26 protein-coding genes are annotated in these 24,453 nt (G+C 69.6%); 15 read left to right on the top strand and 11 right to left on the bottom strand.

Translation table 11 applies throughout. The features are described from left to right. The first annotated feature begins 2 nt into the window (after positions 1-2). The 3 genes from LC452_RS11150 to LC452_RS11140 are packed head-to-tail and all read left to right on the top strand — an operon-like array spanning position 3 to position 2,872. Positions 3-758 carry a 1-acyl-sn-glycerol-3-phosphate acyltransferase gene (locus LC452_RS11150; protein WP_223625147.1) on the top strand — a complete coding sequence of 252 codons (756 nt, stop codon included), beginning with the start codon at positions 3-5 and terminating at the stop codon, positions 756-758. Next, positions 748-1,884, top strand: coding sequence for an NAD(P)H-dependent glycerol-3-phosphate dehydrogenase (locus LC452_RS11145; RefSeq protein WP_223625145.1), 1,137 nt, complete (start codon positions 748-750; stop codon positions 1,882-1,884). The genes LC452_RS11150 and LC452_RS11145 overlap by 11 nt, the downstream gene beginning before the upstream one ends. After that, a complete protein-coding gene (locus LC452_RS11140) occupies positions 1,790-2,872 on the top strand; it encodes a D-alanine--D-alanine ligase family protein (protein WP_223625143.1) in 1,083 nt (360 codons plus the stop codon). Before LC452_RS11145 ends, LC452_RS11140 begins: the two co-directional genes overlap by 95 nt. Position 2,873: 1 nt before the next feature. Here the strand turns inward: LC452_RS11140 and LC452_RS11135 are convergent, their stop codons facing one another. Further along, the gene (locus LC452_RS11135) at positions 2,874-3,461 is read right to left on the bottom strand and encodes a hypothetical protein (protein WP_223625141.1); all 588 of its coding nucleotides are present in this window, start codon (positions 3,459-3,461) and stop codon (positions 2,874-2,876) included. Between the two features lie 24 nt (positions 3,462-3,485). After that, complete coding sequence (locus LC452_RS11130; protein WP_223625139.1) at positions 3,486-3,968, bottom strand: DUF3515 family protein; 483 nt, start codon at positions 3,966-3,968, stop codon at positions 3,486-3,488. A gap of 23 nt (positions 3,969-3,991) precedes the next feature. On the opposite strand from LC452_RS11130, the gene thiL reads away from it, so the two are divergent. Next, positions 3,992-4,987 carry a thiamine-phosphate kinase gene (gene thiL / locus LC452_RS11125; protein ID WP_223625137.1) on the top strand — a complete coding sequence of 332 codons (996 nt, stop codon included), beginning with the start codon at positions 3,992-3,994 and terminating at the stop codon, positions 4,985-4,987. On the opposite strand, the gene rsmD is transcribed toward thiL, so the two are convergent. Beyond that, entirely contained in the window at positions 4,957-5,574 is a 618-nt protein-coding gene (gene rsmD, locus LC452_RS11120) for a 16S rRNA (guanine(966)-N(2))-methyltransferase RsmD (RefSeq protein WP_223625134.1), read from the bottom strand. The genes thiL and rsmD overlap by 31 nt on opposite strands. A 61-nt stretch (positions 5,575-5,635) precedes the next feature. Here rsmD and LC452_RS11115 point away from each other — a divergent pair, with 61 nt between their 5' ends. The 6 genes from LC452_RS11115 (at position 5,636) to mutM (ending at position 10,764) form a co-directional block, all read left to right on the top strand. After that, entirely contained in the window at positions 5,636-7,810 is a 2,175-nt protein-coding gene (locus tag LC452_RS11115) for an ATP-dependent DNA helicase RecG (protein WP_223625132.1), read from the top strand. A 60-nt stretch (positions 7,811-7,870) separates the two neighbouring features. Further along, complete coding sequence (gene coaD, locus LC452_RS11110) at positions 7,871-8,368, top strand: pantetheine-phosphate adenylyltransferase (protein WP_136056598.1); 498 nt, start codon at positions 7,871-7,873, stop codon at positions 8,366-8,368. A gap of 70 nt (positions 8,369-8,438) precedes the next feature. Then, a complete protein-coding gene (locus tag LC452_RS11105) occupies positions 8,439-8,987 on the top strand; it encodes a DUF177 domain-containing protein (RefSeq protein ID WP_223627637.1) in 549 nt (182 codons plus the stop codon). 2 nt (positions 8,988-8,989) lie between these two features. After that, positions 8,990-9,199 carry a 50S ribosomal protein L32 gene (gene rpmF / locus LC452_RS11100; protein WP_223625131.1) on the top strand — a complete coding sequence of 70 codons (210 nt, stop codon included), beginning with the start codon at positions 8,990-8,992 and terminating at the stop codon, positions 9,197-9,199. 16 nt (positions 9,200-9,215) lie between these two features. Further along, entirely contained in the window at positions 9,216-9,908 is a 693-nt protein-coding gene (gene rnc, locus LC452_RS11095; protein WP_223625129.1) for a ribonuclease III, read from the top strand. Then, on the top strand, positions 9,901-10,764 hold the full coding sequence (gene mutM / locus LC452_RS11090) for a bifunctional DNA-formamidopyrimidine glycosylase/DNA-(apurinic or apyrimidinic site) lyase (protein ID WP_223625127.1): 864 nt from the start codon (positions 9,901-9,903) through the stop codon (positions 10,762-10,764). The genes rnc and mutM overlap by 8 nt, the downstream gene beginning before the upstream one ends. A gap of 12 nt (positions 10,765-10,776) precedes the next feature. On the opposite strand, the gene LC452_RS11085 is transcribed toward mutM, so the two are convergent. From LC452_RS11085 to LC452_RS11065, 5 genes are all read right to left on the bottom strand, one after another. After that, complete coding sequence (locus tag LC452_RS11085; RefSeq protein WP_223625126.1) at positions 10,777-12,099, bottom strand: FtsX-like permease family protein; 1,323 nt, start codon at positions 12,097-12,099, stop codon at positions 10,777-10,779. Beyond that, positions 12,096-12,791, bottom strand: coding sequence for an ABC transporter ATP-binding protein (locus LC452_RS11080; RefSeq protein ID WP_223625123.1), 696 nt, complete (start codon positions 12,789-12,791; stop codon positions 12,096-12,098). Before LC452_RS11080 ends, LC452_RS11085 begins: the two co-directional genes overlap by 4 nt. A 99-nt stretch (positions 12,792-12,890) precedes the next feature. Next, complete coding sequence (locus LC452_RS11075; protein WP_223625121.1) at positions 12,891-13,970, bottom strand: GNAT family N-acetyltransferase; 1,080 nt, start codon at positions 13,968-13,970, stop codon at positions 12,891-12,893. After that, on the bottom strand, positions 13,967-15,055 hold the full coding sequence (locus LC452_RS11070) for a GNAT family N-acetyltransferase (RefSeq protein WP_223625120.1): 1,089 nt from the start codon (positions 15,053-15,055) through the stop codon (positions 13,967-13,969). Before LC452_RS11070 ends, LC452_RS11075 begins: the two co-directional genes overlap by 4 nt. A gap of 14 nt (positions 15,056-15,069) precedes the next feature. Next, a complete protein-coding gene (locus LC452_RS11065) occupies positions 15,070-15,351 on the bottom strand; it encodes a hypothetical protein (RefSeq protein WP_223625117.1) in 282 nt (93 codons plus the stop codon). Between the two features lie 527 nt (positions 15,352-15,878). Here LC452_RS11065 and smc point away from each other — a divergent pair. Then, positions 15,879-19,424 carry a chromosome segregation protein SMC gene (smc, locus tag LC452_RS11060; RefSeq protein ID WP_223625116.1) on the top strand — a complete coding sequence of 1,182 codons (3,546 nt, stop codon included), beginning with the start codon at positions 15,879-15,881 and terminating at the stop codon, positions 19,422-19,424. Here smc and LC452_RS11055 read toward each other — a convergent pair. Next, positions 19,361-19,723: a hypothetical protein gene (locus LC452_RS11055; protein WP_223625115.1), complete on the bottom strand. Its 363-nt coding sequence runs from the start codon at positions 19,721-19,723 to the stop codon at positions 19,361-19,363. The genes smc and LC452_RS11055 overlap by 64 nt on opposite strands. A gap of 28 nt (positions 19,724-19,751) precedes the next feature. Between LC452_RS11055 and ftsY the strand changes: the two genes are divergently transcribed. The 3 genes from ftsY to LC452_RS11040 are packed head-to-tail and all read left to right on the top strand — an operon-like array spanning position 19,752 to position 22,100. Continuing rightward, positions 19,752-20,624: a signal recognition particle-docking protein FtsY gene (gene ftsY, locus LC452_RS11050; protein ID WP_223625114.1), complete on the top strand. Its 873-nt coding sequence runs from the start codon at positions 19,752-19,754 to the stop codon at positions 20,622-20,624. Positions 20,625-20,667: 43 nt separating this feature from the next. Further along, a complete protein-coding gene (locus LC452_RS11045; RefSeq protein WP_223625113.1) occupies positions 20,668-21,168 on the top strand; it encodes a DUF2004 domain-containing protein in 501 nt (166 codons plus the stop codon). 59 nt (positions 21,169-21,227) lie between these two features. Beyond that, positions 21,228-22,100: an aminoglycoside phosphotransferase family protein gene (locus LC452_RS11040; protein WP_223625112.1), complete on the top strand. Its 873-nt coding sequence runs from the start codon at positions 21,228-21,230 to the stop codon at positions 22,098-22,100. A 22-nt stretch (positions 22,101-22,122) separates the two neighbouring features. On the opposite strand, the gene lipA is transcribed toward LC452_RS11040, so the two are convergent. After that, positions 22,123-23,112, bottom strand: coding sequence for a lipoyl synthase (gene lipA / locus LC452_RS11035; protein ID WP_223625111.1), 990 nt, complete (start codon positions 23,110-23,112; stop codon positions 22,123-22,125). Beyond that, complete coding sequence (gene lipB / locus LC452_RS11030; RefSeq protein WP_223625110.1) at positions 23,109-23,768, bottom strand: lipoyl(octanoyl) transferase LipB; 660 nt, start codon at positions 23,766-23,768, stop codon at positions 23,109-23,111. Before lipB ends, lipA begins: the two co-directional genes overlap by 4 nt. Positions 23,769-23,865: 97 nt before the next feature. Between lipB and LC452_RS11025 the strand changes: the two genes are divergently transcribed. Next, entirely contained in the window at positions 23,866-24,453 is a 588-nt protein-coding gene (locus LC452_RS11025) for a TetR/AcrR family transcriptional regulator (protein WP_223625108.1), read from the top strand.

The raw sequence follows: 24,453 nt of genomic DNA, 5'->3' as shown, positions 1-24,453 counted from the left end.
CGATGACTCCGCGGTCGACGGAGCGGGCTCGGCCGTTGTTCTTCTGGCCGCTCGCGGGGATCGTGGTGCCGCTGGTGGCGTTGCTGGCCAAGATCCGCGTGACCGGCGCCGAGAAGCTGCCGCGCGAGCGCGCGTTCGTCCTCGCCCCTAACCACTACTCGGAGTTCGATCCGCTGGTCGTGGCGGTCGCCGTGTGGCGTGCCGGGCTCGCCCCGCGCTTCATGGCGAAGGAGAGTCTGTTCCGGGTGCCGGTGCTCGGCTGGGTGCTGCGCCGCACGGGCATGGTTCCGGTGGCCCGCAGCTCGTCGGCAGCGTCCGCGAGGCAGACGTTGACCCAGTCCGCTGAGCTCGTGAAGCACGGCCGGGGTGTCATCGTGTACCCGGAGGGTACGCTCACGCGTGACCCTGACCTGTGGCCCATGCGGGGGAAGTCCGGCGCGGTGCGCCTGGCTCTCACCGACGGCATCCCGCTCATCCCGATGGCGCAGTGGGGCACGCAGGCGATCATGGGCCGCTACCAGAAGGGCCTCAGCCTCTGGCCGCTGCGCAAGCCGGTGCAGGTCATCATCGGGGACCCGGTCGACGTGTCGGACCTCCGCGGACGAGCGGGCGAGCCGGCGGTCCTGAACGAGGCGACCACCCGCCTGATGAACGCGATCACCGCGCTGCTGGAGCAGCTGCGCGACGAGAAGGCCCCCGCGGAGCGCTGGAATCCCGCGAGCCACGGCCAGAAGGAGACGGGTCGCCTTGACTCCTAAGAGACCTGCCACGCCGGTCGGACCGCGCGCGACCGTCATCGGCGCGGGCAGCTGGGGCACCACCTTCGGCAAGATCCTCGCCGACGGCGGGGCACGGGTGACGATGTGGGCGCGCCGCGCCGAACTCGCACACGAGATCGACGAGGCCAAGCGCAACTCGCGCTACCTGCCGGGCATCAACCTGCCGCGCACGATGGCCGCCACCCACGACCTGTCCACCTCGCTCGAGGGCGCGGAACAGGTCTACCTCTCCGTGCCGAGCCAGTCGCTGCGCGAGAACCTGAAGGCGCTGCGACCGCTGCTCGCCGACAGCGACGCCAAGATCGTCAGCCTGATGAAGGGCGTCGAGCGCGGCACCGGACTGCGCATGAGCCAGGTCATCCAGCAGGAGCTGCGGTGCGACCCCGACCGCATCGCGGTGGCCTCCGGACCGAACCTGGCCCTGGAGATCGCCCGCGAGCAGCCGACCGCCGCCGTGATCTCGTCGCGCAGCCAGGAGACGGCCGAGATCGTCGCCCGCGCCGCGCGCAACAGCTACTTCCGCACCTTCGTCAACACCGATGTGATCGGCACCGAGTTCGGCGGCGTGCTCAAGAACCTCATCGCCGTCGCGATCGGCATCGTCGACGGTGTGGGCTACGGCGAGAACACCAAGGCGTCGATCATCACCCGCGGACTCGTCGAGATGACCGACTTCGCCGTGGCGAACGGCGCCCACCCGGAGACGCTGCAGGGTCTCGCCGGCCTCGGCGACCTGATCGCCACCTGCCAGTCTCCGCTGAGCCGCAACAACACGGCCGGGCGCCTGCTCGGCCAGGGTTACAGCTTCCAGGACGTCGTGAAGCAGATGCAGCAGACCGCGGAGGGCCTCGCGTCCGTCGCGCCCATCCTGCAGCTCGCCCGCGAGTCCGAGGTGGACATGCCCATCGTCGAGCAGGTGAAGATGGTGCTGGACGGGAAGATGGATCCCCGTGACATCGCACCCCACCTGACGACGGACGACGACACCCCCCAGGGTGAGAGGACCAACCATGGACAAGCAGACGGTGGTGGTGCTCTTCGGCGGGCGCTCCAGCGAGCATTCGATCAGTTCCGCCACGGCGGGGGGCGTGCTGGGAGCGATTGATCGCGACCGCTACGTCGTGATCCCGGTCGGCATCACGCGCGAGGGAGCCTTCGTCCTCGAAGACGACGACCCCGCGAAGTTCCCGCTCGACGCGGCGCACCTTCCCGAGGTGGTCGACAACGGCACCCGCATCCTGTGGCCGGAGCCCGGCGGCGACCGCACCCTGCGCGTCGTGCACCCCGACGGCGAGACCCGGGGGCATGGGGAGATCGACGTCGTGCTGCCGATCCTCCACGGCACCCACGGCGAGGACGGCACGATCCAGGGGTTCTTCGACACGCTCGAGGTCCCGTACGCGGGTGGCGGCGTCCTGGACTCCGCGCTCTGCATGGACAAGCACTTCATGAAGATCGCTCTGCAGGCCGCCGGCATCGCCGTGGCTCCCGGGGTGACGGTGCGTCGTCGCGAGTGGGATCAGGATGCCGCTCCGGCCCGTTCACGGGCCGCAGAACTCGGCCTTCCGCTGTTCGTGAAGCCGGCCCGCGCCGGGTCCAGTGTCGGCGTCTCCAAGGTCGAGGCCCTCGACGAGCTGGACGCCGCGCTGGCGATCGCGTTCGCCGAAGACGACAAGGTGCTCATCGAGACCGGTGTCTCCGGGCGGGAGATCGAGGTCGCGATCCTGGAGAGCGCTGACGGTGTGCGCGCGTCTCTCCCCGGCGAGATCGTGCTGACGTCCCGCGGGTTCTACGACTTCGAGGGCAAGTACCTGGGCGGGGACGGCGTCGATGTGGTCTGCCCCGCCGAGCTCACCGACGCCGAGACGCGGGCCATCCAGGACATCGGCATCCGGGCGTTCGAGGCCGTCGACGGTCGCGGCCTGGCCCGCGTCGACATGTTCCTCACATCCGAGGGCGAGCTCGTCGTCAACGAGCTGAACACCATGCCCGGCTTCACGCCGATCTCGATGTTCCCGAAGTGCTGGGTCGCCTCCGGACTCGGCTACGGCGACCTGATCACCGAGCTCGTCGAGGCCGGCCTCCGCCGCTGATTCAGCCCGCCACAGGCGGCGCAGGCGGATACGTCTGCGCCGCCGGGTAGGTCGGAGGAGCCGACGCGCTGGCGGGCTCGCCGGGCGCGTTGGCGGCCGTGCGGTGGACGAGCGCGACCACCAGCGCGGTGAGCCAACCCCACATCAGACCCCAGGTGGCGCCGGCGAGGCTGATCTGGGAGAACTGCGTCATCAGGATCTCGGATTGCTCGGCAGGGATCTGCAGCACCATGAGCACGAGCGGCGCCCGCAGGACCCCCGCGGTCCACGACGCGAGGATGACCGCGCCCCAGGTGCCGAAGAACACGGCGGCAGCGCGGCCGGGCAGTGCCGAGCGCACGATCATGCGGACGAAGAGCCACGTCAGCCCCACGAGGATCACGAGGGCGACGAGCATCGCCACGACGGCCATCGGCTGCACGCGGGGCCGGAGGGCGAACCCGATCGGATCCTGCAGGATCAGCAGCCGTGGAAGGCTCTCGACGCCAGCCAGCAGGAACAGGAAGTTGATGAACCCGCTCGCCAGCGCCCCCACTCCCACCATGATCGCTGCGACGACGGACGCTCGGCCTGCTGCGTTGCGGTTCATGCCGCGAGTCTAGGTGCCCTTCGTTCAACCGGCGGGGAACTCGACCCGCTCGGTGCATTCCGCCGTCGCCGGGGCGAGTCCCGGCTGGATGCTGGACGAGATCGTGTCGACGACCGTCTGGAAGTCGATCTGCTCCCCGCGGCGGATGTTCACCTCGACGGCGGGCTCGCGGCCGTAGGTCACGAGTCGCTGCCGCTCCTCCTCCTGGTCGAGCACGAGCCAGTCGACGCCGCCGATCGTGGTGCACACCAGCTCCGACGGCGCGGGAGGTTCGACGCCGCAGCGGAGCACGACCGTCGGGTCGCCCCAGGCGCCGGTGGCCTGCGCATCCGTCCAGACGCGGTCGAGCCCGGCGACCGTATCCGGCAGCAGCACCGAGACGGCCGCGCAGCCCGGGTTGTTCGCGTCATCGGCGGGCTCGAGGTGCACGGTCGTCGAGCAGCCGGCGAGGGCAGCGGCCAGGATCACCGCACCTGCGACGGCTGCGAGGCGACGGGAACGGAGCATGCTTCCAGGCTACCTTTGACAGCATGCCTTCCCGACCCGAAGCCGACGACCCTGCCCTCGGTGATCTCTCGGAGGGAGCGATCCTTCGCGCGATCCTCGCCCGGACCGCGCCGGGGACCTACACGCTCCTCGGTCCCGGAGACGACGCCGCGGTCATCGCCGCGCCGTCCGGCACGGTCGTGGCGACGACCGACACGCTCGTGCACGGTCCGGACTTCCGCCTCGCCTGGTCGAGCGGCTACGACCTGGGCTGGAAGGCGGCGGCCGTGAACCTCGCCGACATCGCGGCGATGGGCGCGCGTCCGACCGCTCTGCTCGTCGCGCTGGCGGTACCCCGCGACCTCCGCCTCTCGTTCGTCGAGGGCCTGGCCGACGGTCTCCGAGAAGCGTGTGCGGCGCTCGCGCCCGGGTGCGCTGTCGTGGGCGGCGACCTCACTGTCTCGGACGTGCTGACCGTCGCGGTGACGGCGCTCGGTGATCTCGAAGGGCGCGCGGCCGTGACGCGCAGCGGGGCTCGTCCAGGCGACGTGGTGGCGGTCGCGGGGGAACTCGGACACGCCGCGCACGGCCTTGCCGTGCTGTTCGGCCGGTTCCGCGATGACGACGTGCCGGTGGCGATCGATCCGGCTCTGCTCGCCGCAGGGGAGAGCGCCGCGGTCTCCGCGCAGCTGCGTCCGTCGCCTCCGATCGGACTCGGCCCGGTCGCGGCCACGGCGGGCGCGACGGCGATGATGGACATCTCCGACGGACTCGCACTCGACGCGCGACGGATGGCCGCGGCATCCGGGGTCACCATCGCCCTCGACAGCCGGTCGCTCGGCGAGAACCCGAACCGCGCGCTGGCCGGCGGCGAGGACCACGGCCTGCTGGCGACCTTCCCGGACGGCGTGCTCCCGCCGGGGTTCCGCATCATCGGCGAGGTACGCGGCCGGGGCGACGAGGGACTGCTCTGCGACGATCGCCCGGTCGACATCACCGGATGGGATCCCTACCGGGACTGGGACTCGGTCGCGGGCTGAGCATCGACACCGGGGTCATCGTCGGATGCCGCCGGTTCCGCCCACCAGAGCGCGGTGTCGCCGTAGGACTTCTCACGGAACAGCTCGAGACCTGCCGCGGCGAAGTCGGGCGGGGTGGAACGCCGCGCCCGCTCGACGATGACGAGGGCGTCCGGCGACAGCAGAGGAGCGAGCGCGACGAGGTCCGCCGTCATCGCCTCGTCGTCGAGGTCGTACGGCGGATCGGAGAAGACGAGGTCGAAGGGCCCCGTCGCCCGCAGCAGGTAGGTGTGCACGGCCACCTCGTGGACTCGCGCCGCCGATGCTCCGCCGGCCTTCACCACGGTCGCGGCGTTGCGCCGGATGAGCGCCGCCGCCTGACGGCCGCGCTCGACGAGGTCAGTGCTCGCCGCGCCGCGGCTGAGGGCCTCCAGACCCAGGGCGCCTGATCCCGCGTACAGGTCGAGCACACGGGCTCCGCGGATGGCATCCGCAGACTCCAGAGCCCCGAACAGGGACTCGCGCACGCGGTCGCTGGTCGGACGCGTTCCCGAGCCAGGAACCTCGAGTCGTGCCCCGCGCGCGCGTCCGGCGATGATCCTCGTCACCCGTTCACGATACGACAGTCGCGGCGTCCGGCGCGTCCGTGGCGTTCCCTAGACTCGGAGCATGCCGCTCACGCTCGATTCGTCGCTGGAAGACGCGCTCGGCGCCGTCCCCGCGAAGTCGCTGAACCGGGCGTTCGGCATGCGCACGGTGGGCGATCTGGTCTCGCACTACCCGCGGCGCTACGCCGACCCGGGGGAGTTGACCCCGATCCGCGACCTCCCGATCGGCGAGACCGTCACCATCGTGGCCGAGGTCCTGTCCTCGAGCTTCCGCCGCATGCGCAACCGTCAGGGCGCCATGGTCGACGTCGTGATCGGCGACGGCATCGGGCGCATGTCGCTGACGTTCTTCGCCAAGAACATCGGTGCCGCCGAGTGGCGGTCGAAAGACCTCGCGGTCGGTCGTCGAGGCGTGTTCTCCGGCAAGGTCGGCATGTTCAACGAGGTCACCCAGTTCGCGCATCCCGAGTACGAGCTCTTCGACGACGAAGACGCGGCCCGGCGCAGGGCCGACGCGCGTGCCGCGGTGCTCATCCCGATCTACCCGGCGACATCGACGATCCAGACCTGGCAGATCGCGAAGTTCGTCGGGCGGGTCCTCGACGATCTGCCCACGGTCCCCGATCCGCTCCCCGATGCCGTGCGCACCGGTGATGAGCTCCTGACAGCTCGCGAAGCCCTCGAACTGATCCATCGGCCCCGCACGCGCAACGACATCGATCCGGCGGTGCGCACGCTGCGCATGCACGAGGCGCTGACCCTGCAGACGGCCCTCCTGCAGCAGCGCGATGCCGTGCGCGCGCTCTCGGCGACGGCCCGCCCGGCGCAGCCCGGCGGTCTGCTCGAGCGCTTCGACGCCGCACTGCCGTACGTGCTGACGCCCGACCAGCAGACGGTCGGCGATCAGGTCGCTCAGGACCTCGTCGGCGCGTGGCCGATGAACCGCCTGGTGCAGGGCGAGGTCGGTTCCGGAAAGACGCTGGTCGCGTTGCGGGCGATGCTGCAGGTCGCGGAGAGCGGCGGCCAGGCGGCGCTGATCGCCCCGACCGAGGTGCTCGCGGGTCAGCACCTGCGCTCCATCGCGAAGATGCTCGGTCCGGCACTGGCGCCGCTGGTCATGCCCACGCTGCTCACCGGGCAGATGCCCGCCGCCGAGCGCCGCAAGGCCGCCCTGCGCGTCGCCTCGGGACAGGCGCTCGTCGTCGTCGGCACGCACGCGCTGCTGGGGGAGAAGACGACCTTCGCGGATCTCGGCCTCGTCGTCGTCGACGAGCAGCATCGTTTCGGGGTCGAGCAGCGCGAGGCGTTGCGAGCCAAGGGTTCGAGCCCGCATGCGCTCGTGCTGACGGCGACGCCGATCCCGCGGACCGTGGCGATGACCGTCTTCGGCGACCTCGACACCTCGGTCATCCGCACGATGCCCGCAGGGCGCGCCGGCATCGAATCGTTCGTGGCGCCGCTCGCGGAGCACCCGGGATGGTTCAACCGCGTCTGGGACCGCGCTGCCGAGGAGATCAGCCAGGGTCGGCAGGTCTTCGCGGTCTGCGCGGCGATCGACACCGCCAAGAAGACCGCCGAGCCGGGGGAGCAGCTCGCGATCGCTCCCGAGGGCGCGGCGGGTCCGCGATGGGGCGTCGTGCAGCTCGATGAGGCGCTTGCGACGCACCCCAAGCTCGGCGGGGTCCGGCGTGCCGTGCTGCACGGCAAGATGCCGTCCGACGAGAAGGACGCCGTGATGCAGGCCTTCGCACGCGGCGAGATCGACCTGCTGGTGGCCACCACGGTCATCGAGGTCGGCGTCGACGTGCCCAACGCCTCCACGATGATCGTGCTCGACGCGGATCGCTTCGGCGTGTCACAGCTGCATCAGCTGCGCGGCCGGGTGGGCAGAGGCGGGGTTCCCGGCCTCTGTCTGCTCGTCACCGAGGCGGAGTCCGGGTCCGTCGCGCGGGAGCGTGTCGACGCGGTCGCCGCGACCCTCGACGGTTTCGCGCTGGCGGAGGTCGATCTCGAACTCCGCGGCGAGGGCGATGTGCTCGGTGCCGCGCAGGCCGGTGTCCGATCGTCGCTGAAGCTTCTGCGCGTGGTGAAGGACGCAGGGCTCATCACGCGGGCGCGCGAGGTGGCCGAGGAGATCCTGTCCGCTGATCCCGAACTGGCCCGACACACGGGCCTGCGCGAGGTCATCGGCCGACGAGTGAGCGACGAGGATCGCGCCGCGCTCGCGAAGAACTGACGCTTTCGCCGTGCCCTAGGCTGGAGCCATGCGATGCACTGAGCGACGGATGGATTCGAAATGAGCAGCCGGATCGCCGTCGTCCCGGGATCCTTCGATCCGCCGACCCTCGGTCACCTCGACGTGATCCGCCGTGCCGCGAAGCTGTACGACGAGCTGCATGTGCTCGTCGTACACAACCCGGGCAAAGAGGCCATGCTTCCGATCGCCCAGCGCCTGACCCTGCTCGAGCGATCCATCGCCGAGGACGGCATGGAGGGCACCATCGTCATCGGCTCCTGGAGCATGGGTCTGCTCGTCGACTACGCGCGCGACGTCGGCGCGGGGGTGCTGGTGAAGGGCATCCGCTCCCAGATCGACGTGGCCTACGAATCCCCGATGGCGATCGTCAACCGGCACCTGGCCGACATCGAGACCGTCTTCCTGCTGCCCGACCCGTCGCACGCCCTCGTCTCGAGCTCGCTGGTGCGTCAGGTCGCATCGCTCGGCGGCGACGTGACCCCCTTCGTGCCGCCCGCCGTCGCGGCCTTCCTCGACACGGGTGCCCGCGGCATCTGAGCTCTCTTCCGCGGCGACGCCCGGCCCGCTCGCAGACGGAGCCGGGTAACATGGCGTGGTGCGATCTCGACTGAACGGCCCTTTCGTCCTTCCCGTCCGCGACATCGTCCGACGACCGGGGGAGATGCGTGAACACGAGTTCACGGTGACTCTCGCCGAACCCTGGGGTGAAGGAATCGTCTCCTTCGAAGCAGGCTCGGAGATGGACCTCGACGTGCGTCTCGAGTCGGTCCACGAGGGCATTCTCGTGTCCGGAACAGCGGATGCAGAGTACGCCGGCGTGTGCGGAAGATGCCTCATCGACATCGCCCGGCCCGTCGAAGTCGAGTTCCAGGAGCTTTTCGCGTATCCTGGTGAGGAAGAAACTGACTTCGAGGTTCAAGACGACCACGTGGATCTTGAAACTCTCGTCAGGGATGCGGCCGTATTGTCGCTTCCATTTCAGCCGGTGTGTCAGCCGGATTGCCCGGGTCTCGACCCGCAAACGGGCGAACGACTGGCCGAGAGCACCGGAACGGAGCAGGCAGCTCCCATCGATCCTCGATGGAGTGCGCTCCAACAGATCACAGACCAAGACGGCGCGGAGGAATCTCGCGCCGCCGAGAAAGAAGAGAGCTAGTCATGGCTGGTAACCCCCCGAAGCGCAAGGTCTCCCGTTCGAACACCCGCTCGCGCCGCGCGCAGTGGAAGGCGGCCCCCGTCGCCCTCGTGAAGACGGTCGAGAACGGTCAGGTCGTCTACAGCCGCCCTCACCAGGCGAAGGTCGTCACCGACTCCCAGGGCACCGAGCTCTACATGGAGTACAAGGGCCGCAAGGTCGCTGACGTCTGAGTCGCGTTCCACGACTGTGACAGAGGTCCCCGGGGGGACGAGACCTCTCCCAGACAAGCTCCGCGTCGATATCGACGCGGAGCTTCTGGAGTTGGCCCTGACTCACCGCTCGTACGCGTACGAGCACGGGGGCATTCCCCACAACGAGCGCCTCGAGTTCCTCGGAGACTCGGTGCTCGGTCAGGCGGTCACGGTGATGCTGTTCACCACTCACCCCGGGCTGGATGAGGGCGAGCTGGCGAAGCGGCGCGCGAGCGTCGTCTCGACCGTCGCCCTCGCCGAGGTCGCCCGCGGCATCGACCTCGGCAGCCATCTGCTGCTCGGTCGTGGCGAGGAGCAGACCGGCGGACGCGACAAGGACTCGATCCTGGCCGACACGATGGAGGCCGTCATCGGCGCCACGTATCTGTCTGCGGGGCCCGAAGCGGCGACGGAACTCGTGCTGAGACTCACCGAGCCGCTGCTCGCCGACCCCGAGCGGTACGGCGCGGCGATGGATCCGAAGACCAGTCTTCAGGAGCTCGCGGCACGGTCCGGAGCCACCCCGCCGCAGTACTCGGTCGAGGCCAGCGGTCCCGACCACGACCGGCGCTTCACCGCGACCGTGGCCGTGGGCGATGTCCGCATGACCGGCACCGGAAGCAGCAAGAAGACCGCCGAGATGGCGGCCGCGCTGAGCGCCTGGCGCACGCTGAACGAGCGTGCCTGAGCTTCCCGAGGTCGAGGTCGTCCGCGCGGGTCTCGCACCGGCGGCCATCGGATCCCTGATCACCGCGGTGACCGTCTTCGACGAGCGCGCGCTGACGCGGCATCCGGCGGGCGTCTTCGATTTCGTCGCCCGGCTCGAGGGCCGCAGTTTCGCTGCCGCCTCCCGGCGAGGCAAGTTCCTCTGGCTCCCTCTCGACGACGCCGAGTCCGCGCTGATCGCGCACCTCGGCATGAGCGGTCAGATGCTGCTGCGATCTCCGGATGCCGCGGCCGAACGCCATGAACGCGTGCGGATCAATCTCGAGCACCCGACGCACGGCGAGCTCGCCATCGTGTTCGCCGATCAGCGCACGTTCGGCTCTCTCGCCGTCGACGCTCTCATCCATGACGGTCCGTCGCTCATTCCGACGCAGGTGGGCCACATCGCCCGAGACCCCGTCGACGAGGCCTTCGACGACGATCGCTTCCGGCATGCTCTCACGCGCAAGAACAGCGCGATCAAACGGGTGCTGCTCGATCAGGGCGTCGTCAGCGGGATCGGGAACATCTACGCCGACGAGGCTCTCTGGGCGGCGAAGATCCATCCGGAGACACCGGCGAATCGTCTCTCCACGCCCGCGGTGCAGCGACTCCTCGCCGAGGTCCGTGCCGTCCTCGCGAAGGCTCTCGCCGAGGGCGGGACCAGTTTCGACGCGCAGTACGTCAACGTGAACGGCCAGGCCGGCTACTTCGCGCACTCCCTGAACGCCTACGGCCGCGGCGGGCAGCCGTGTCCGCGCTGCGGGACCCCGATCCGCCGCGAGTCGTTCATGAACCGCTCCTCGCACTACTGCCCGCGCTGCCAGCGTCGCCGCTGACGCTCGGCTCCTTCACGCCTCCTGGAACGCGCCGGTCAGCAGCGGGCGCGTGGCCCAGGTGCTCGCCCAGACGACGCCGATCCCGACCGCGACGACGGCCGCGATGGTGAGCAGGGAGACGGGTGCGGTGATCAGCGCGATCCCGACCAGGGGGAGCACCAGCACGCCGCCGCACAATGCCGATCCGATCGCCGTGACGAGCAGCGGCGACATGATGGCCCGGCGGCGGGCGCGGTCGACGGTCTCCAGCGGCATCCCCAGATGATGCAGGCTGCGGTGCAGATCACGCTGATCGAGCACGTCCGATGCCTGATTGACACCGACGGATGCCGCCACCATGAGGAACGACCCGATGAGGGTGATGACGAGTCCGGTGCGGATGTCGTCTGCCAGGGCGAGGTCAGACGCGGCGGCGCCCTCGGCGCTCATGACGTTCAGGAGCGCGACGCCCGTGCCGGCGAACACCGCCATGAAGCTGGCCATCGCGATGCCGCCCACCTGCCGCCATGCGGCCTTCGGGGAGTCCAGGACGATGCGGGCGGCGAGGAGTCGCTCGGGCTTCTCGGCGCGACGCAGCTGCCGCGATGCCGACACTTTGAGCACCCAGGGGCCGACGACGTTCAGCACGGCCAGCACGCCGGCGAACAGGCCCGCGAGGACCACGATCGTGCCGACGAGGCCACCCACCGACGGGAACACCTTGATCACGACGAACGCGATCGCGATGACCCCCGCGGCGATGACAGCCCGGATCCAGTGCACTTTCGACGCCGTGGTGCGAGTGCGCACGCCCAGCGGCGAGATCACGACGCGTCGGAGCCCGATGACGGCGCTGGCGGCGGCGAGGAGCAGCACTCCGCCGAACACCGCGACGATGTGCAGCGGCGACAGGACCACGGCCGCGAATCCGAGCGGCTCGCCGCGGAACGGGATCAGCCCGATCAGAGGACTGAGCGCGAGGTGCCCGACGACACCGGCCAGGGCTCCGGCTCCGGCCACGAGGACAGATTCGGCGACGGTCGCCACGGTGACGCCGGCGGGGGAGACACCGAGAAGGCGGAGGGTCGAGAGCCGTTCGTCCCGGCGCCGGGCCGAGAGGCGCGCTGCCGCACCTCCGAGCGACATGAGCGGGACGACGAGCAGCACGAGGGCGATCGCGGCCAGCGCCTGATAGACCGGCGCGAACTCGTCGGTCCAACCCCAGAACGACTGCGCACCGCCGATCACCGTGAGCACGAGCGTCGTGACCACGCCGAAGGCGACGACCGGAAGCGCGAGCACGCTGTTCTGCCCGGGCGCCGGACGCAGCAGCAGGGCGAGCACGTTCACGTTCATGCGGCCACCGCCGAGGAGACGATGCGGCCGTCGCGCACGGCGATCGTGCGCGTGCAGCGTGCGGCGACCTCGGGGTCGTGGGTGACCACGACGAGCGTGCGTCCCTGCCCGGTCGTCGACCACAGCAGCGCGTCCATCACCTCCGCCGAGGTGTGCGAATCCAGCGCGCCGGTCGGCTCGTCGGCGAACACGAGTTCCGCACCGGTCGCCTGCGCGCGCGCGATCGCGACACGCTGAGCCTGGCCGCCGGAGAGCTCGCCGATGCGGCGGTCCTCCATCCCGGCGAGGCCGAGTGCCGCCAGCCAGGCGGCGGCATGCTGCACGGCATCCTGGCGCCGGACCTCGTTGATCATCGACGCCAAGACGACGTTCTCGACGGCGGTCAGCTCGGGGATCAGCAGACCCTGCTGGAAGACGAACCCGAAGCGCTCCCGTCGCAGTCGAGAGCGAGCCGATTCTCCCAGTGCGGTGACCTCGACGGGGGCGCCCTCCGCCGGACGGAAGGTCACGGCGCCGGCATCCGGAGCGATGATCCCGGCCAGCACGTGCAGGAGCGTTGTCTTGCCGGACCCCGACGCTCCCATGATCGCGACGGACTCGCCGCGCGTGACGGCGAGGTCGACACCGGCGAGGGCGCGGGTCGAGCCGAAGTTCTTGAGCAGGGCATGGGCTTCGATCACGGGGATGTTCATATATCCAGCGTCGTCGCCTGCCGCGCCGTCGTCGTCCGTCAGGCGGATGAGGATGCGGACCCGACGTCATCCCGGAGAATGAGATCGGGTCCGCCGCCGTCAGATCCTCTTCTGCCACGCTCCCGCGTAGGAGACGGGCACGAAGCCGATGGCCTCGTTGATGCTCAGCATCGGCCGGTTCTCCTCGGCGTTGAACGTCGAGACGACCGCCGAAGCCGGCATCAGCTCGCGCCAGTGCAGCAGGTTGGCGCACTTCACGATCATGCCCAGCCGGTGCCCACGGTGCTCCTTCGAGACCAGCGTGCCGAACTGGTGCGTGACGCCGGCACGGTCCGCCGAGATCAGCAGCTCGTTGTAGGCCACCAGGTCTCCGGTCGGCATGTGCTCGACGGCCACCACGGACACCGCCTGACCCGCGCCCGTGAGCTGAGCCTCGCGCCGCACCACGCGGTCTGCGTCCCATTGCTCCGCGACGAAGTCCATGTCGCCGCTCGGCGCATCCGTCGACAGTCGAGCGAGCACGGCGGCGAAGCCGTCGCGGAACTCCGGCGGCGTCGGGAGCATCCACTGGACGACACGGTAGTCGGCGCCGGCGAACGACTGCGCCTCGGCGAGGGCACGACGCAACGGGGTGGGATCGGCGCGCAGGTCGAACTCGCTGTTGCGTTCGACCTGTTCGAGGTCGTAGCCACGCGCCTCGAGCAGGTCGCTGAGACCGATGGCGGGTACCCGTCCCCAGCCGGTGCGAGGGACCAGCATCCGCTCCGACTCCTCAGGACGGTGCAGGCTCCAGATCTGCAGGATGCTGCGCCCGCGCACGCGCGCCTCGTCCTCGGCTCGCGCGAGCAGCGCGTCTTCGATGCCGCGGCCCCAGTGTTCTGCCGGAACGAGCATGTCGATCTCGGCGGCGTGCGCCTCGGCCTCCTGCGCGAAGGACGCCGTCACCATGCCGACGATCCTCCCGTCCGCGCGCGCGACGAATCCGGTCTGCAGCGTGTCGGTGCTGTCGTGCCAGGCGGGGAGCATCTGCGCGGCATCCGGTGCCAGGTCGGGGAGCCCGACCGCTTCGTCGCAGATCTGCCGGTTGAGTTCCCCGTAGGCGAGGAAGTCGGCGGCATCGGCGTCGTCGAGAGAGCGGGGGACGGTGAGCGGCGCGATGGTCAGCGCGATGGTGTTCATGTCAGTTCCTTCTTCCAGGCCCCCTCGTAGGCGGTGGGCGTGAAGCCGATGGCCTCGTTGATGGAGAGCATCGGCCGGTTCTCCTCGGCGTTGTAGGTGATCACGCGGGGTGAGCCAGGCGCGATCTGGGGCCAGGCGAGCAGAGCGGCGGTCTTCACCAACAGGCCGAGTCGGTGGCCGCGATGCTCGCGCAGGACGAGCGTGTCCTCCTGGTGCGTGACCTCGTGCGTGTCCGGTCCGATGGCGAGTTCCGAGAACGCGCACAGCTCGCCGGACGCGATGTGCTCCGCCGCGGTCACGAGCACGGTCCGGCCCATCTCGGCGATGCGCTGCTCACCTGCCGTCAGGCGGTCGACATCCCACTTCTCCTCGTCCATCTCGAGACCGGCCGCGGGGGCGTCGGTCGACATGCGCGACTTCATCCACGCATACCCGGCCGCTCGCTCGGGCGGTGTCGGGAGCATCCACTGCACGACGCGGTAGTCGGCGGATGCCGCGCGCGCCTGCGCGCCCAGTTCGTGCGCGCGTTCCAGAGCGCCCGCCGTCAGCTCCAGATGGCTCACGCGGTAGACCTGCTCGAGGCGGAAGCCGTGCCGGACGAGGAAGCGCGCCACGTGATCTTCGGGAACGCTGCCGAAGCCCGTCGGCGAATCGATGCGCGGGCCGTCGCTCGGCTGCTGCTCATTCCAGTTCTGGATGACGGTGCGGCCGTGCTCACGTGCCACGGCCTCGACATGCGGCAGCACTGCGCTTCCGATGCCGCGTCCCCAGACCCGCGGGAGCAGTTCGATCATCGCGACGGCGACGCGCGAACCCTCCTCGTGCGGGATGTTGACGACTGCACGGCCGACGATCCGATCATCGATACGGACGACCCAGGAGACGGTCGTGCGCTCGGGACGCGAGCGCAGGATCGGCAAGAGGGCCTCGGGAGTCAGGTCTTCTTCGCGACGACCGGTGATCTCCCGGTAGACGGTGTTGCGGACGCGGGCGAGTTCGCGGAACTCGCCCGCGTCCGCTGCATCCGCCCGTGCCGGGAGCACGAGCGGATGCAGGGTCGCGCCTGCGATGAGCGGGATTGTCATGTTCCGATCTCCGATCAGCGCATTCCACGCTGCATGTCGTAGGTGAACAGCGCGTAGGTCTCCGCAGCGGAGCGATCGCGCTCCCCGAGGAACCACGAATCGGCGGATGCGATGTGCAGGCTCCTGCGTTCACGCCGAGGACGCTGCGCCCTCTGGAACAGCCAGAGGCCGATCCGTAGGGAGAGACGATCAACGAGAGCGAGCTCTCGCAGTTCGTCGGGGCGGGGGATCTGGAGGACCGTCTGGTCCTCGATATCGGGCGGGTGGGTGATGCCGCGGTGCAGCGTCGTATTCACGATGATTCCTTCGAGATGTGAGGGAGATGGGTGCGGAAGCGCCGTCGCAGGACAGCGGATGCGGTCCGGGAACGGAGCGGAAGCGGGCCACGGAGACGGTCGCTGGAGTCGCGGAGCCGAGAGTGGCGGGGACCCATGATCCGAGGTCGGATCAGAGGGGGAGCGCGGCGGAACCGACGAGCGAGGGGCCCAGGACGGGCCCGGATACTCGGGATGCGGTTCTATGCGAGCGCGCTGGAACGGTCGCCGAAGGCTACCGATGGCGCGAGGCGCGGCGCAGAGTGCGCGGGCGCGACGAGGCCTGTGGCCTGAGCGTTGAGCTGAATGAACATCATGGGTAACCTCCTTTCGTGTGGCGATCCGGACGTTACCGTAGCGAACGTCAGCGGGTGCCGTCAAGCACATCGGCGTGGGATCGGCGTGTCGCGTCTGTGCCGGGTTCTGCCCGTGACCGCGCGGGATCACGGGACTGCGCCGGGATTCCGGTAGCGTAGCGGCGTGATTCTCCCCGGACGAGCGGTGCCCGCATGCATCTGAAGAGCCTGACGCTCAAGGGGTTCAAGTCGTTCGCCCAGCCGACCAGTTTCGTGTTCGAGCCGGGCGTCACCTGCATCGTCGGACCGAACGGATCCGGCAAGTCGAACGTCGTCGATGCACTCGCCTGGGTGATGGGCGAGCAGGGCGCCAAGACGCTTCGCGGCGGCAAGATGGAGGACGTCATCTTCGCCGGCACGTCGACGCGCGGGCCTCTCGGTCGCGCGGAGGTGCAGCTGACGATCGACAACGCCGACGGCGCCCTCCCGATCGAGTACGCGGAGGTCACGATCAGCCGCACGCTCTTCCGCAACGGATCGAGCGAGTACGCGATCAACGGCGACAGCTGCCGCCTGCTCGACGTGCAGGAGCTGCTGAGCGACTCGGGGCTCGGGCGGGAGATGCACGTCATCGTCGGGCAGGGTCGGCTCGATACCGTTCTTCAGGCGTCGCCCGAGGATCGCCGCGGCTTCATCGAAGAGGCCGCAGGCATCCTGAAGCATCGACGTCGCAAGGAGAAGACTCTCCGCAAGCTCGATGCCATGGAGGCGAACCTCACGCGCCTCAGCGATCTCGCCGGCGAGATCCGACGTCAGCTGAAGCCGCTCGGACGCCAGGCCGAGATCGCTCGCGAAGCGCAGACCATCGCCGCCGTGGTGCGCGATGCGAAGGCGCGCATCTTCGCCGACGACGTCGTCGCCCTGCGATCCGCTCTCGCCGACCACACCCGCACCGAGCACGAACGGCACACCGAGCGACTGGTGCTCTCCGATCAGGCCGAGACCGTGCGTGCGAGCATCGCCCGGCTCGAGCAGGACCAGAACTCCGTCGCCGTCGACCAGGCGCGGGGAGTGGCTTTCGGGCTCGAGCAGGTGCAGGAGCGCATGCGCGGTCTGTACACGCTGGCGAACCAGCGTCTCGCACTGCTGGGCTCCGAGGAGGACGACGCCGCGGTCACCGCGGTGACCGTGACCCAGGGCACGATCGATGAGGCGAAGGAGGAGATCGACCTGATCTCCGCCGGCCTGGGTGACGCGCAGGATGCGGCGGTGGCGGCGAGTCGGGAAGTTGTGCACGCCAGGGCCGAGCTCGACACGCTCGACGTGGACATCGCCGAGCAGAGCGCTCTCGTCTCGGAGTACGACATGCGACTCTCGACGCTGCGCGGAACGGCGGATGCCGCGGCTTCCGCTCTCGCCGCCGTACGGGGGGCCGTGCTCCGGCAGGAGAATGCGCTCGAAGCGGCGAACGTGCGCCGCAGAGAGGCCACGGAGGCGCTCGAGGCGATCGACGATGCGGAGGCCCCGGAAGGAACAGCGGCCGAACACGCCGCGTCGTACGACAGCGCGCAACGGGCGTCGTCGACCGCCGAGGCGGAGCGCGAGGCGCTGCGGGAGCGGCTGCATGCCGCCGAGCGTGAAGTCGACTCCCTGACGGCGAAGGCGGCGGCGCTGAGCAGCGCATTGGCGTTGTCGGGCGGTGCAGCCGAGATCGTCAAGGCGGGTGGCGCCGGTGTGCGCGGGCTCGTGGGCGATGCCGTCCAGGTGCGCTCCGGGTTCGAAGCGGCCATCGCGGCCGTCCTCGGCCCGCTCGCGGAGGGCGTGCTCATCGATTCCTCGGCCGATGCCTTCGACCTGGCCGCCGAGGCCGCGGAACAACGTCGGGGCGTCGTCGACTTCGTGGTGGCGGATTCCCTTCGTCCCTCGGTCGCCCTGCCCGTGATCGATGGCGTGACCCCGGCCATCGAGACCGTCACGGCGCCTGACGGCGTGCTCGGCATCCTCTCGCACGTGCTGATCGCCGGCGACCTCGACGCGGCACGCGCGGCACGTGCGGCTCTCGACACCGCGGGCGACACGACGACGACCATCGTCACGATCGGCGGGGACGTCGTGACCGCCCAGACGCTCCGGACCGGCTCAGGTGGCGAGAGGTCGCGTCTGGAGCTCGCGGCCGAGCGCGATGCCGCGCGCGAGCGTCTCACCGAGATCCAGATCGTCGTCGATTCGCTGCGAGAAGCCCGCGAAGACGCGAACGAGGCCGTTGAGATGACGCGCCGCCAGGCGAAGGACGCACTGCGCGCGCTTCGCGAGCACGACGCGGCGCTGGCGAGCCACGCGGAGCAGGTGAACCGGATCACCGTGCGCCATGAAGCCGCCGTCGCGGAGTGCGAGCGTCTGGAGACCGGGCTCGCGCAGGCACAGGCTGCGGTGTCGGATGCCGAGGCGAAGGCGCAGGCTGCGAAGGACGAGGTGGATGCGGCGATCGCGGCGCCGCGTCCGGTGCTCGACGCGACGGCGCGCGATGGACTGCTCGACGCGCTCGAGGCGGCCCGCGAAGACGAGGTGCGAGCGCGACTCGAGATCGAGACGCTCAGAGAGCGCGTCCGTGCCGCGCAGGCGCGGGTGATGAGTCTCGAGCGTCAGCGCGAGCAGGAGCGAGACGCCGCGGCCGAGACTGCGCGCAGGGCGGTCATCCGTCGGGCCCAACGTGAGGCCGCTTCGGGTGTCGCGGCGGAGCTGCCCCGCATCCTCGACTCGCTCGATCGCTCCGTCACCGAGGCGCGTGTCGCGCTGGGGGAGGCGGAGGCCGCGCGCTCGGCGCAGAACGAGGAGCTCGTCGCGCTGCGCGCGCAGGAGACCTCGCTGCGAGAGCGGCTGACCGGGCTGACCGAGAGCGTGCACGGGCTCGAGCTGCAGATCCACGAGAAGAAGCTCCACCTGAACAGCCTGCTCGAGCGAGTGGCTTCGGAGTTGGCGCTCGACGAAGATATTCTCGTTGCGGAATATGGACCTGATCAGCTTGTTCCCCGCGATCCGGGCGTCGAGCCCTCGGCCGAAGAGCTCATCGACGACACGGCGATTCCGTTCGACCGTCGCATTCAACAGCGTCGGCTCGCCGAGGCCGAGCGCAAGCTCGCGCAGCTCGGTCGAGTCAATCCGCTGGCCCTTGAGGAGTTCGCCGCGCTCGAGCAGCGTCATGCGTTCCTGACCGAGCAGCTGGCCGACCTGACGCAGACGCGGCAGGATCTGCTGACGATCATCGGCGACCTCGATGAGCGGATGCAGACGATCTTCGCCAGCGCCTTCGAAGACACCAGGGAAGCGTTCCACCAGGTGTTCCCGCTGCTGTTCCCCGGTGGAGTCGGGAGCATCTCGCTCACCGATCCCGAGAACATGCTCACCACGGGGATCGAGGTATCGGTGCGGCCGGTGGGCAAGAAGATCGAGCGCCTGTCCCTGCTGTCAGGTGGTGAGCGCTCCCTCGCGGCCGTCGCGCTGCTCGTCGCGATCTTCAAGGCGCGGCCGAGCCCGTTCTACATCCTCGACGAGGTCGAGGCCGCGCTCGACGATGCCAACCTCGGACGCCTGCTGACCGTGTTCGAGCAGTTGCGCGAGAGCTCCCAGCTGCTCGTCATCACGCACCAGAAGCGCACGATGGAGATCGCGGATGCGCTCTACGGCGTCTCCATGCGTCAGGACGGCGTGTCGGCCGTCGTGGGCCAGCGGGTCGGCGACAGGGCGGCCGCCGCGAGCTGACCCCGCTCAGCCCAGGGACCGCTCGAAGCCCTCGACGGCAGCGCGAACGGCGGCAGGTCCTGCGGCCGATGTGCGGCGCCGTCGATCACGACGTGCTGTGCGCCGCGCGCGTCGAGGATCGCGGCGATCCTCTCGTGCTCGGCGTTCCAGCCGCCGGTCACCACCAGGGTCGGGATGCCGTCCAGCATCCGGTCTCGCACGCCGTGCCCCCAGGGCAGGTTGATGGTCGCCCAAGCGTCCTCGCCGCGACGTCCACCGCCGTGGACGTAGAGACGGTCGAGGGGCTGCGCGCGTTCCATCCCGGGATGCTACCCGTAGGCTGGAGTCATGGCGGAGAAGTCCTGGTCTCTCGGTCGCGCACTGCGCGGCATGTTCGTCAAGCCCACCATCGACGAGACGACCTGGGAGGACCTCGAGACCGCGCTCATCACCGCCGACTTCGGTCCGGACATCAGCGAGCGGGTCGTCGAGGAGCTCCGCGAGAAGGTCGAGCGCTTCCGCACGACCGATCCGCAGGACCTGCAGCGGATGCTGCGCGAGACGCTGGAAGAGCATTTCGCGAAGTTCGACACCACGCTCAAACTCACTGAGCGCCCGGCCGTCGTGCTGGTCGTCGGTGTGAACGGCGTCGGCAAGACGACCACGATCGGCAAGTTCACCAAGTTCCTGCGGGGCTATCAGCGCAGTGTCGTGGTCGGCGCGGCCGACACGTTCCGTGCCGCAGCCGTCGATCAGCTCGCCACGTGGGCGCAGCGCGGGGGAGCAGCGATCGTGCGTCCTCAGCAGGAGGGTCAGGATCCGGCATCCGTCGCCTTCCAGACCGTCGACTACGCCAAGCGCGAGGGGATCGAGATCGCGATCATCGACACTGCGGGACGGCTGCACACCAAGGGCGGCCTCATGGACGAGCTCGGCAAGATCCGCCGCGTGGTCGAGAAGCAGGCCCCGATCAGCGAGGTGCTGCTGGTGCTCGATGCCACCACGGGGCAGAACGGCGTCATGCAGGCCGAGTCCTTCCTGGAGCACGCCGGCGTCACGGGTCTCGTCCTGACCAAGCTCGACGGCTCCGCCAAGGGCGGTTTCGTCCTCGCCGTGCAGGAGCGCACCGGCATCCCCGTGAAGCTCCTGGGGCAGGGTGAGGGCATCGACGATCTGACCGGTTTCACCCCCCACGTCTTCGTCCAGTCGCTGGTCGGCTGAGACGGGACTACCGCCGTGAGCACGAGGCTGGTTTCATAGCGTTATGGCGATCGAACACGACTACTTCGGACTCCTCTCGTCAGGACCCGACGGCTCGATCTTCTGGTCGGAGACCGTGGAGCTCGGCGACCAGAGCGTCACCGTGGATCTGACGGCTCCTGACCAGGACGACGTGTCTGCGGACGCGCTCGACATCGCCGCGAGCCTCATCGCGGGCTTGGAGAGCGTCGACGACACCGCCCGGCGAGGAATGCTCGCCGAGGTGGACGATCGCACCAGCGAGGTGACGGAATACATCCTGCAGCAGCAGGAGACCTACGGCGAGGATCTGCCCGACGTCCTCGTCGATGTCTCCGGTGACGCGGCGGTCGACATCATCCGCTCCCTCCGCCTGATGAGCATGACGATCCTGGCCGACGAGCACGGTGGCTCGGAGCCGTTCGCCGTGCTCGAGTATGCGCTCGACGACAGCTCGACCGACGACGTCCTGCTCGTGAACCTCGGCTCCGACGGAAGTGTGCAGTCGGTGATGAGCGCCGACTAGGGCGTGTCTCCGATATCTCGGTGAGGGTCGCGTCAGTCTGGTGCGAAAGACGGGACGCGATGGACAGAGTCACGATCGACGAACGACTGGTGGCGGGACTGGTCGCCGACCAGTTCCCGGAGTGGGGCGCGTTGCCGGTCAGGGCGGTCGTGCCGGGTGGCAACGACAACCGCACCTTCCGCCTGGGCGCCCATCTTGCGGCGCGCCTGCCGAGCGCCCCCGGTTACGCGGCTGCCACCGAGAAGGAGCAACGATGGCTCCCGGTCATCGCGCAACACACGCCGCTGCCCGTGCCCGTTCCGGTCGCGATCGGCGCCCCCGGGCGCGGATACCCGTTCGCCTGGTCGGTGAACCGATGGATGCCGGGGGAGACCGCCGATGTGGGCAGGGTGGGCGATCTGGTCGAGTTCGCCGTGGACCTGTCAGGCTTCCTGCGTGCGTTGCAGACCGTACCGACTCGGGGAGCCCCGCCGGCCGGCGAGCACAGCTTCTGGCGCGGTGCCGGTCTCGAGCACTACGACGAGGAGACGCGACGCGCGATCGCAGCTCTGGGCAGCCGGATCGACGGCGCACGGGCACTCGCGCTGTGGGAAGAGGCTCTCGGGGCCACCTGGCGAGGCGACCCCGTGTGGTTCCACGGCGACGTCTCGTCGGGCAACCTGCTGGTGAACGGCGGCAGGCTCTCGGGCGTCATCGATTTCGGGACGAGCGGCGTCGGCGACCCGGCATGCGACTGCTACATCGGGTGGACCTTTCTCTCGCCCGAGGCGCGGCGCGCGTTCCGTCTCGGGCTGGGCGCGGATGAGGGTATGTGGGCGCGCGGGCGCGCGTGGACCCTGTGGAAGGGCCTCATCACGGCCGCGAACCAGATGGCGGACCAACCGTCGTGGGGAGTCAGGGTCGTCGAGGAGATCATCGCCGACCCCGGATGAACGGGGCGGCCCGAGACAGGCCCTAGACAGCCTGTGCGAACCCGAGATCGGCGCTCTCGGCGATGTGCGAGAGGTGGGCGGGGATCTCGCGTCCCTTCGAGACCATGGACTGCGCCCACAGGCGTCCGGCACGGTACGACGAGCGGACCAGCGGACCGGCGAGCACTCCGAGGAACCCGATGCGCTCCGCCTCCTCCTTGAACTCGACGAACTCCGCGGGCTTCACCCAGCGGGACACCGGCAGGTGGCGCGGCGTAGGGCGGAGGTACTGCGTGATGGTGATGATGTCGCAGCCCGCGTCGTGCAGGTCGTGCAGCGCCTGCACGACCTCTTCCGGCTCCTCGCCCATGCCGAGGATGAGGTTGGACTTGGTGATGAGTCCCGCGTTGCGGCCCTGTGTGAGCACGTCCAGCGACCGCTCGTAGCGGAAAGCCGGGCGGATCCGCTTGAAGATGCGCGGCACGGTCTCGACGTTGTGCGCGAACACCTCGGGCCGCGCATCGAAGATCTGGCCGAGGAAAGCCGGATCGGCGTTGTGCTCGTTCGCGAGGAGCTCGACGCCGGTGTTCGGGTTGAGCTCGTGGATCTTGCGCACCGTCTCGGCGTTGAGCCAGGCTCCCGTGTCGGCGAGGTCGTCGCGCGCGACGCTGGTGACGGTGGCGTAGCGGAGTCCCATCTTCTGCACGCTCTCCGCGACGCGCCGGGGCTCGTCGGTGTCGTAGGCGTCGGGCTTGCCGGTGTCGATCTGGCAGAAGTCGCAGCGCCTCGTGCACTGCGAGCCGCCGATGAGGAAGGTCGCCTCTCGGTCCTCCCAGCACTCGAAGATGTTCGGGCAGCCGGCCTCCTGGCAGACCGTGTGCAGGTCCTCGCTCTTCACGAGCGAGTGCAGGGCCGTGTACTCCGGACCCATCTTCGCTTTGGTCTTGATCCACTCCGGCTTGCGCTCGATGGGGGTCTCGGCGTTGCGGATCTCGAGACGGAGGAGCTTGCGTCCCTCGGGTGCGGCGGTCATGCGGATGCTCCTGCGAGGTCGGCGCCGGCGTCGGCGTAGTCGGCGGTGAAGGCGGTGATCACGGCGTCGACGAGGTCGGCCGGGGTGACCGTCCGACCGGCAGCCTCGCTGACCGTGGTGACTCCGGCGTCGGTGATCCCGCAGGGGATGATGCCTCGGAAGCCGGCGAGCGAGTTGTCGCAGTTGATCGCGAAGCCGTGCATCGTCACGCCCTGCTGGACGCGCACGCCGATGGCGGCGACCTTGTCTTCGGAGAGCGGGCGGCGCACCCAGACGCCGCTGCGCCCCTCCACCTGATAGCCCTCGACGCCGAACGGTCGGAGCACGTCGATCAGGAGCCGTTCCAGGCGCCGTACATGGGCGACGACATCCATCGGCTCGGGGAGCCGCACGATCGGGTAGCCGACGAGCTGCCCGGGACCGTGCCAGGTGATCTTTCCGCCGCGGTCGACATCGACCACGGGTGTGCCGTCCTGCGGGCGCTCCTGGGGCTCGGTGCGCTTCCCTGCCGTGTACACGGCCTCATGCTCGAGCAGGATGAGCGTGTCCGGGCGGGTGCCTTCGACGACGTCGGCATGGATGCGTCGCTGCAGCTCCCAGCCCTCGGTGTACGGGACCGGGTTCGGCGTGAATCCGGGAGTGAGGATATCGAGCATCAGGTCCCCCTTCATGGGGTAGTTGGGTTGGGTCTAACAATACTCCTGATCGTGGATCCGGATCTCATCACGCCGCGCCGGGCGGTAGCGTGAGGGCATGAACTCCACCGGTCGCGCAGGTCGCCCCAAAGCGTCATCGCGGGAGACACTGGCCGAGGCCGCGTGTGAGCTCTTCCTCGAGCGGGGGTACGACGCGACGTCGGTGGCCGACATCACCCAGCGAGCCGGCGTGAGCCGCTCGAGCTTCTTCAACTACTTCACGTCCAAGAGCGACGTGCTCTGGTCCGGCGTGGACGAGCGCATCGGGCAGGCGATCGCGTCGCTCGAGAGCCTCGGCAGGGAGGCGACCGGAGACGCCGTGCGCGGCATCCTGCTGGTCGTCGTGCGGGATTTCGAACCGGACCCCCTCGCCCTCGCCCTCCGCAACGCGGCGGCGATGGGCCTGCAGGAAGAGCTCGTGCGCGACACCGGCCTGCGCCTCGCTCGACTCTCGACCGCGGTCGCCCGAGCCGCGAACGCGTCGGGCGTCGACATCGTCCGCGCCGACATCCTGGGCGCGGCCCACGCGGCCGCCGTGTTGTCCTCCCTGCGCGTCTGGGCGGAGCACGGTGCCGGCCAGGGCACGCCCGAGGCCGTGCTGCTGCAGGCGCTCGGCACGATCCACGACCTTCCGTGGTCAGGCTGA

The organism is Microbacterium sp. EST19A, from assembly GCF_019969685.1.
Classification (GTDB): domain Bacteria; phylum Actinomycetota; class Actinomycetes; order Actinomycetales; family Microbacteriaceae; genus Microbacterium.
Note: the sequence above shows the minus strand (reverse complement) of the source record. Positions and strands in the feature narration are given on the sequence as shown.

Coding starts and splice junctions, on each gene's coding strand:
- LC452_RS11150 (WP_223625147.1), top strand. CDS start 3: ATGACTCCGCGGTCGACGGAGCGGGCTCGGCCGTTGTTCTTCTGGCCG.
- LC452_RS11140 (WP_223625143.1), top strand. CDS start 1,790: ATGGACAAGCAGACGGTGGTGGTGCTCTTCGGCGGGCGCTCCAGCGAG.
- LC452_RS11135 (WP_223625141.1), bottom strand. CDS start 3,461: ATGAACCGCAACGCAGCAGGCCGAGCGTCCGTCGTCGCAGCGATCATG.
- LC452_RS11130 (WP_223625139.1), bottom strand. CDS start 3,968: ATGCTCCGTTCCCGTCGCCTCGCAGCCGTCGCAGGTGCGGTGATCCTG.
- thiL (WP_223625137.1), top strand. CDS start 3,992: ATGCCTTCCCGACCCGAAGCCGACGACCCTGCCCTCGGTGATCTCTCG.
- LC452_RS11115 (WP_223625132.1), top strand. CDS start 5,636: ATGCCGCTCACGCTCGATTCGTCGCTGGAAGACGCGCTCGGCGCCGTC.
- coaD (WP_136056598.1), top strand. CDS start 7,871: ATGAGCAGCCGGATCGCCGTCGTCCCGGGATCCTTCGATCCGCCGACC.
- rpmF (WP_223625131.1), top strand. CDS start 8,990: ATGGCTGGTAACCCCCCGAAGCGCAAGGTCTCCCGTTCGAACACCCGC.
- LC452_RS11085 (WP_223625126.1), bottom strand. CDS start 12,099: ATGAACGTGAACGTGCTCGCCCTGCTGCTGCGTCCGGCGCCCGGGCAG.
- LC452_RS11080 (WP_223625123.1), bottom strand. CDS start 12,791: ATGAACATCCCCGTGATCGAAGCCCATGCCCTGCTCAAGAACTTCGGC.
- LC452_RS11075 (WP_223625121.1), bottom strand. CDS start 13,970: ATGAACACCATCGCGCTGACCATCGCGCCGCTCACCGTCCCCCGCTCT.
- LC452_RS11070 (WP_223625120.1), bottom strand. CDS start 15,055: ATGACAATCCCGCTCATCGCAGGCGCGACCCTGCATCCGCTCGTGCTC.
- smc (WP_223625116.1), top strand. CDS start 15,879: ATGCATCTGAAGAGCCTGACGCTCAAGGGGTTCAAGTCGTTCGCCCAG.
- LC452_RS11055 (WP_223625115.1), bottom strand. CDS start 19,723: ATGGAACGCGCGCAGCCCCTCGACCGTCTCTACGTCCACGGCGGTGGA.
- ftsY (WP_223625114.1), top strand. CDS start 19,752: ATGGCGGAGAAGTCCTGGTCTCTCGGTCGCGCACTGCGCGGCATGTTC.
- LC452_RS11045 (WP_223625113.1), top strand. CDS start 20,668: ATGGCGATCGAACACGACTACTTCGGACTCCTCTCGTCAGGACCCGAC.
- LC452_RS11040 (WP_223625112.1), top strand. CDS start 21,228: ATGGACAGAGTCACGATCGACGAACGACTGGTGGCGGGACTGGTCGCC.
- lipA (WP_223625111.1), bottom strand. CDS start 23,112: ATGACCGCCGCACCCGAGGGACGCAAGCTCCTCCGTCTCGAGATCCGC.
- lipB (WP_223625110.1), bottom strand. CDS start 23,768: ATGCTCGATATCCTCACTCCCGGATTCACGCCGAACCCGGTCCCGTAC.
- LC452_RS11025 (WP_223625108.1), top strand. CDS start 23,866: ATGAACTCCACCGGTCGCGCAGGTCGCCCCAAAGCGTCATCGCGGGAG.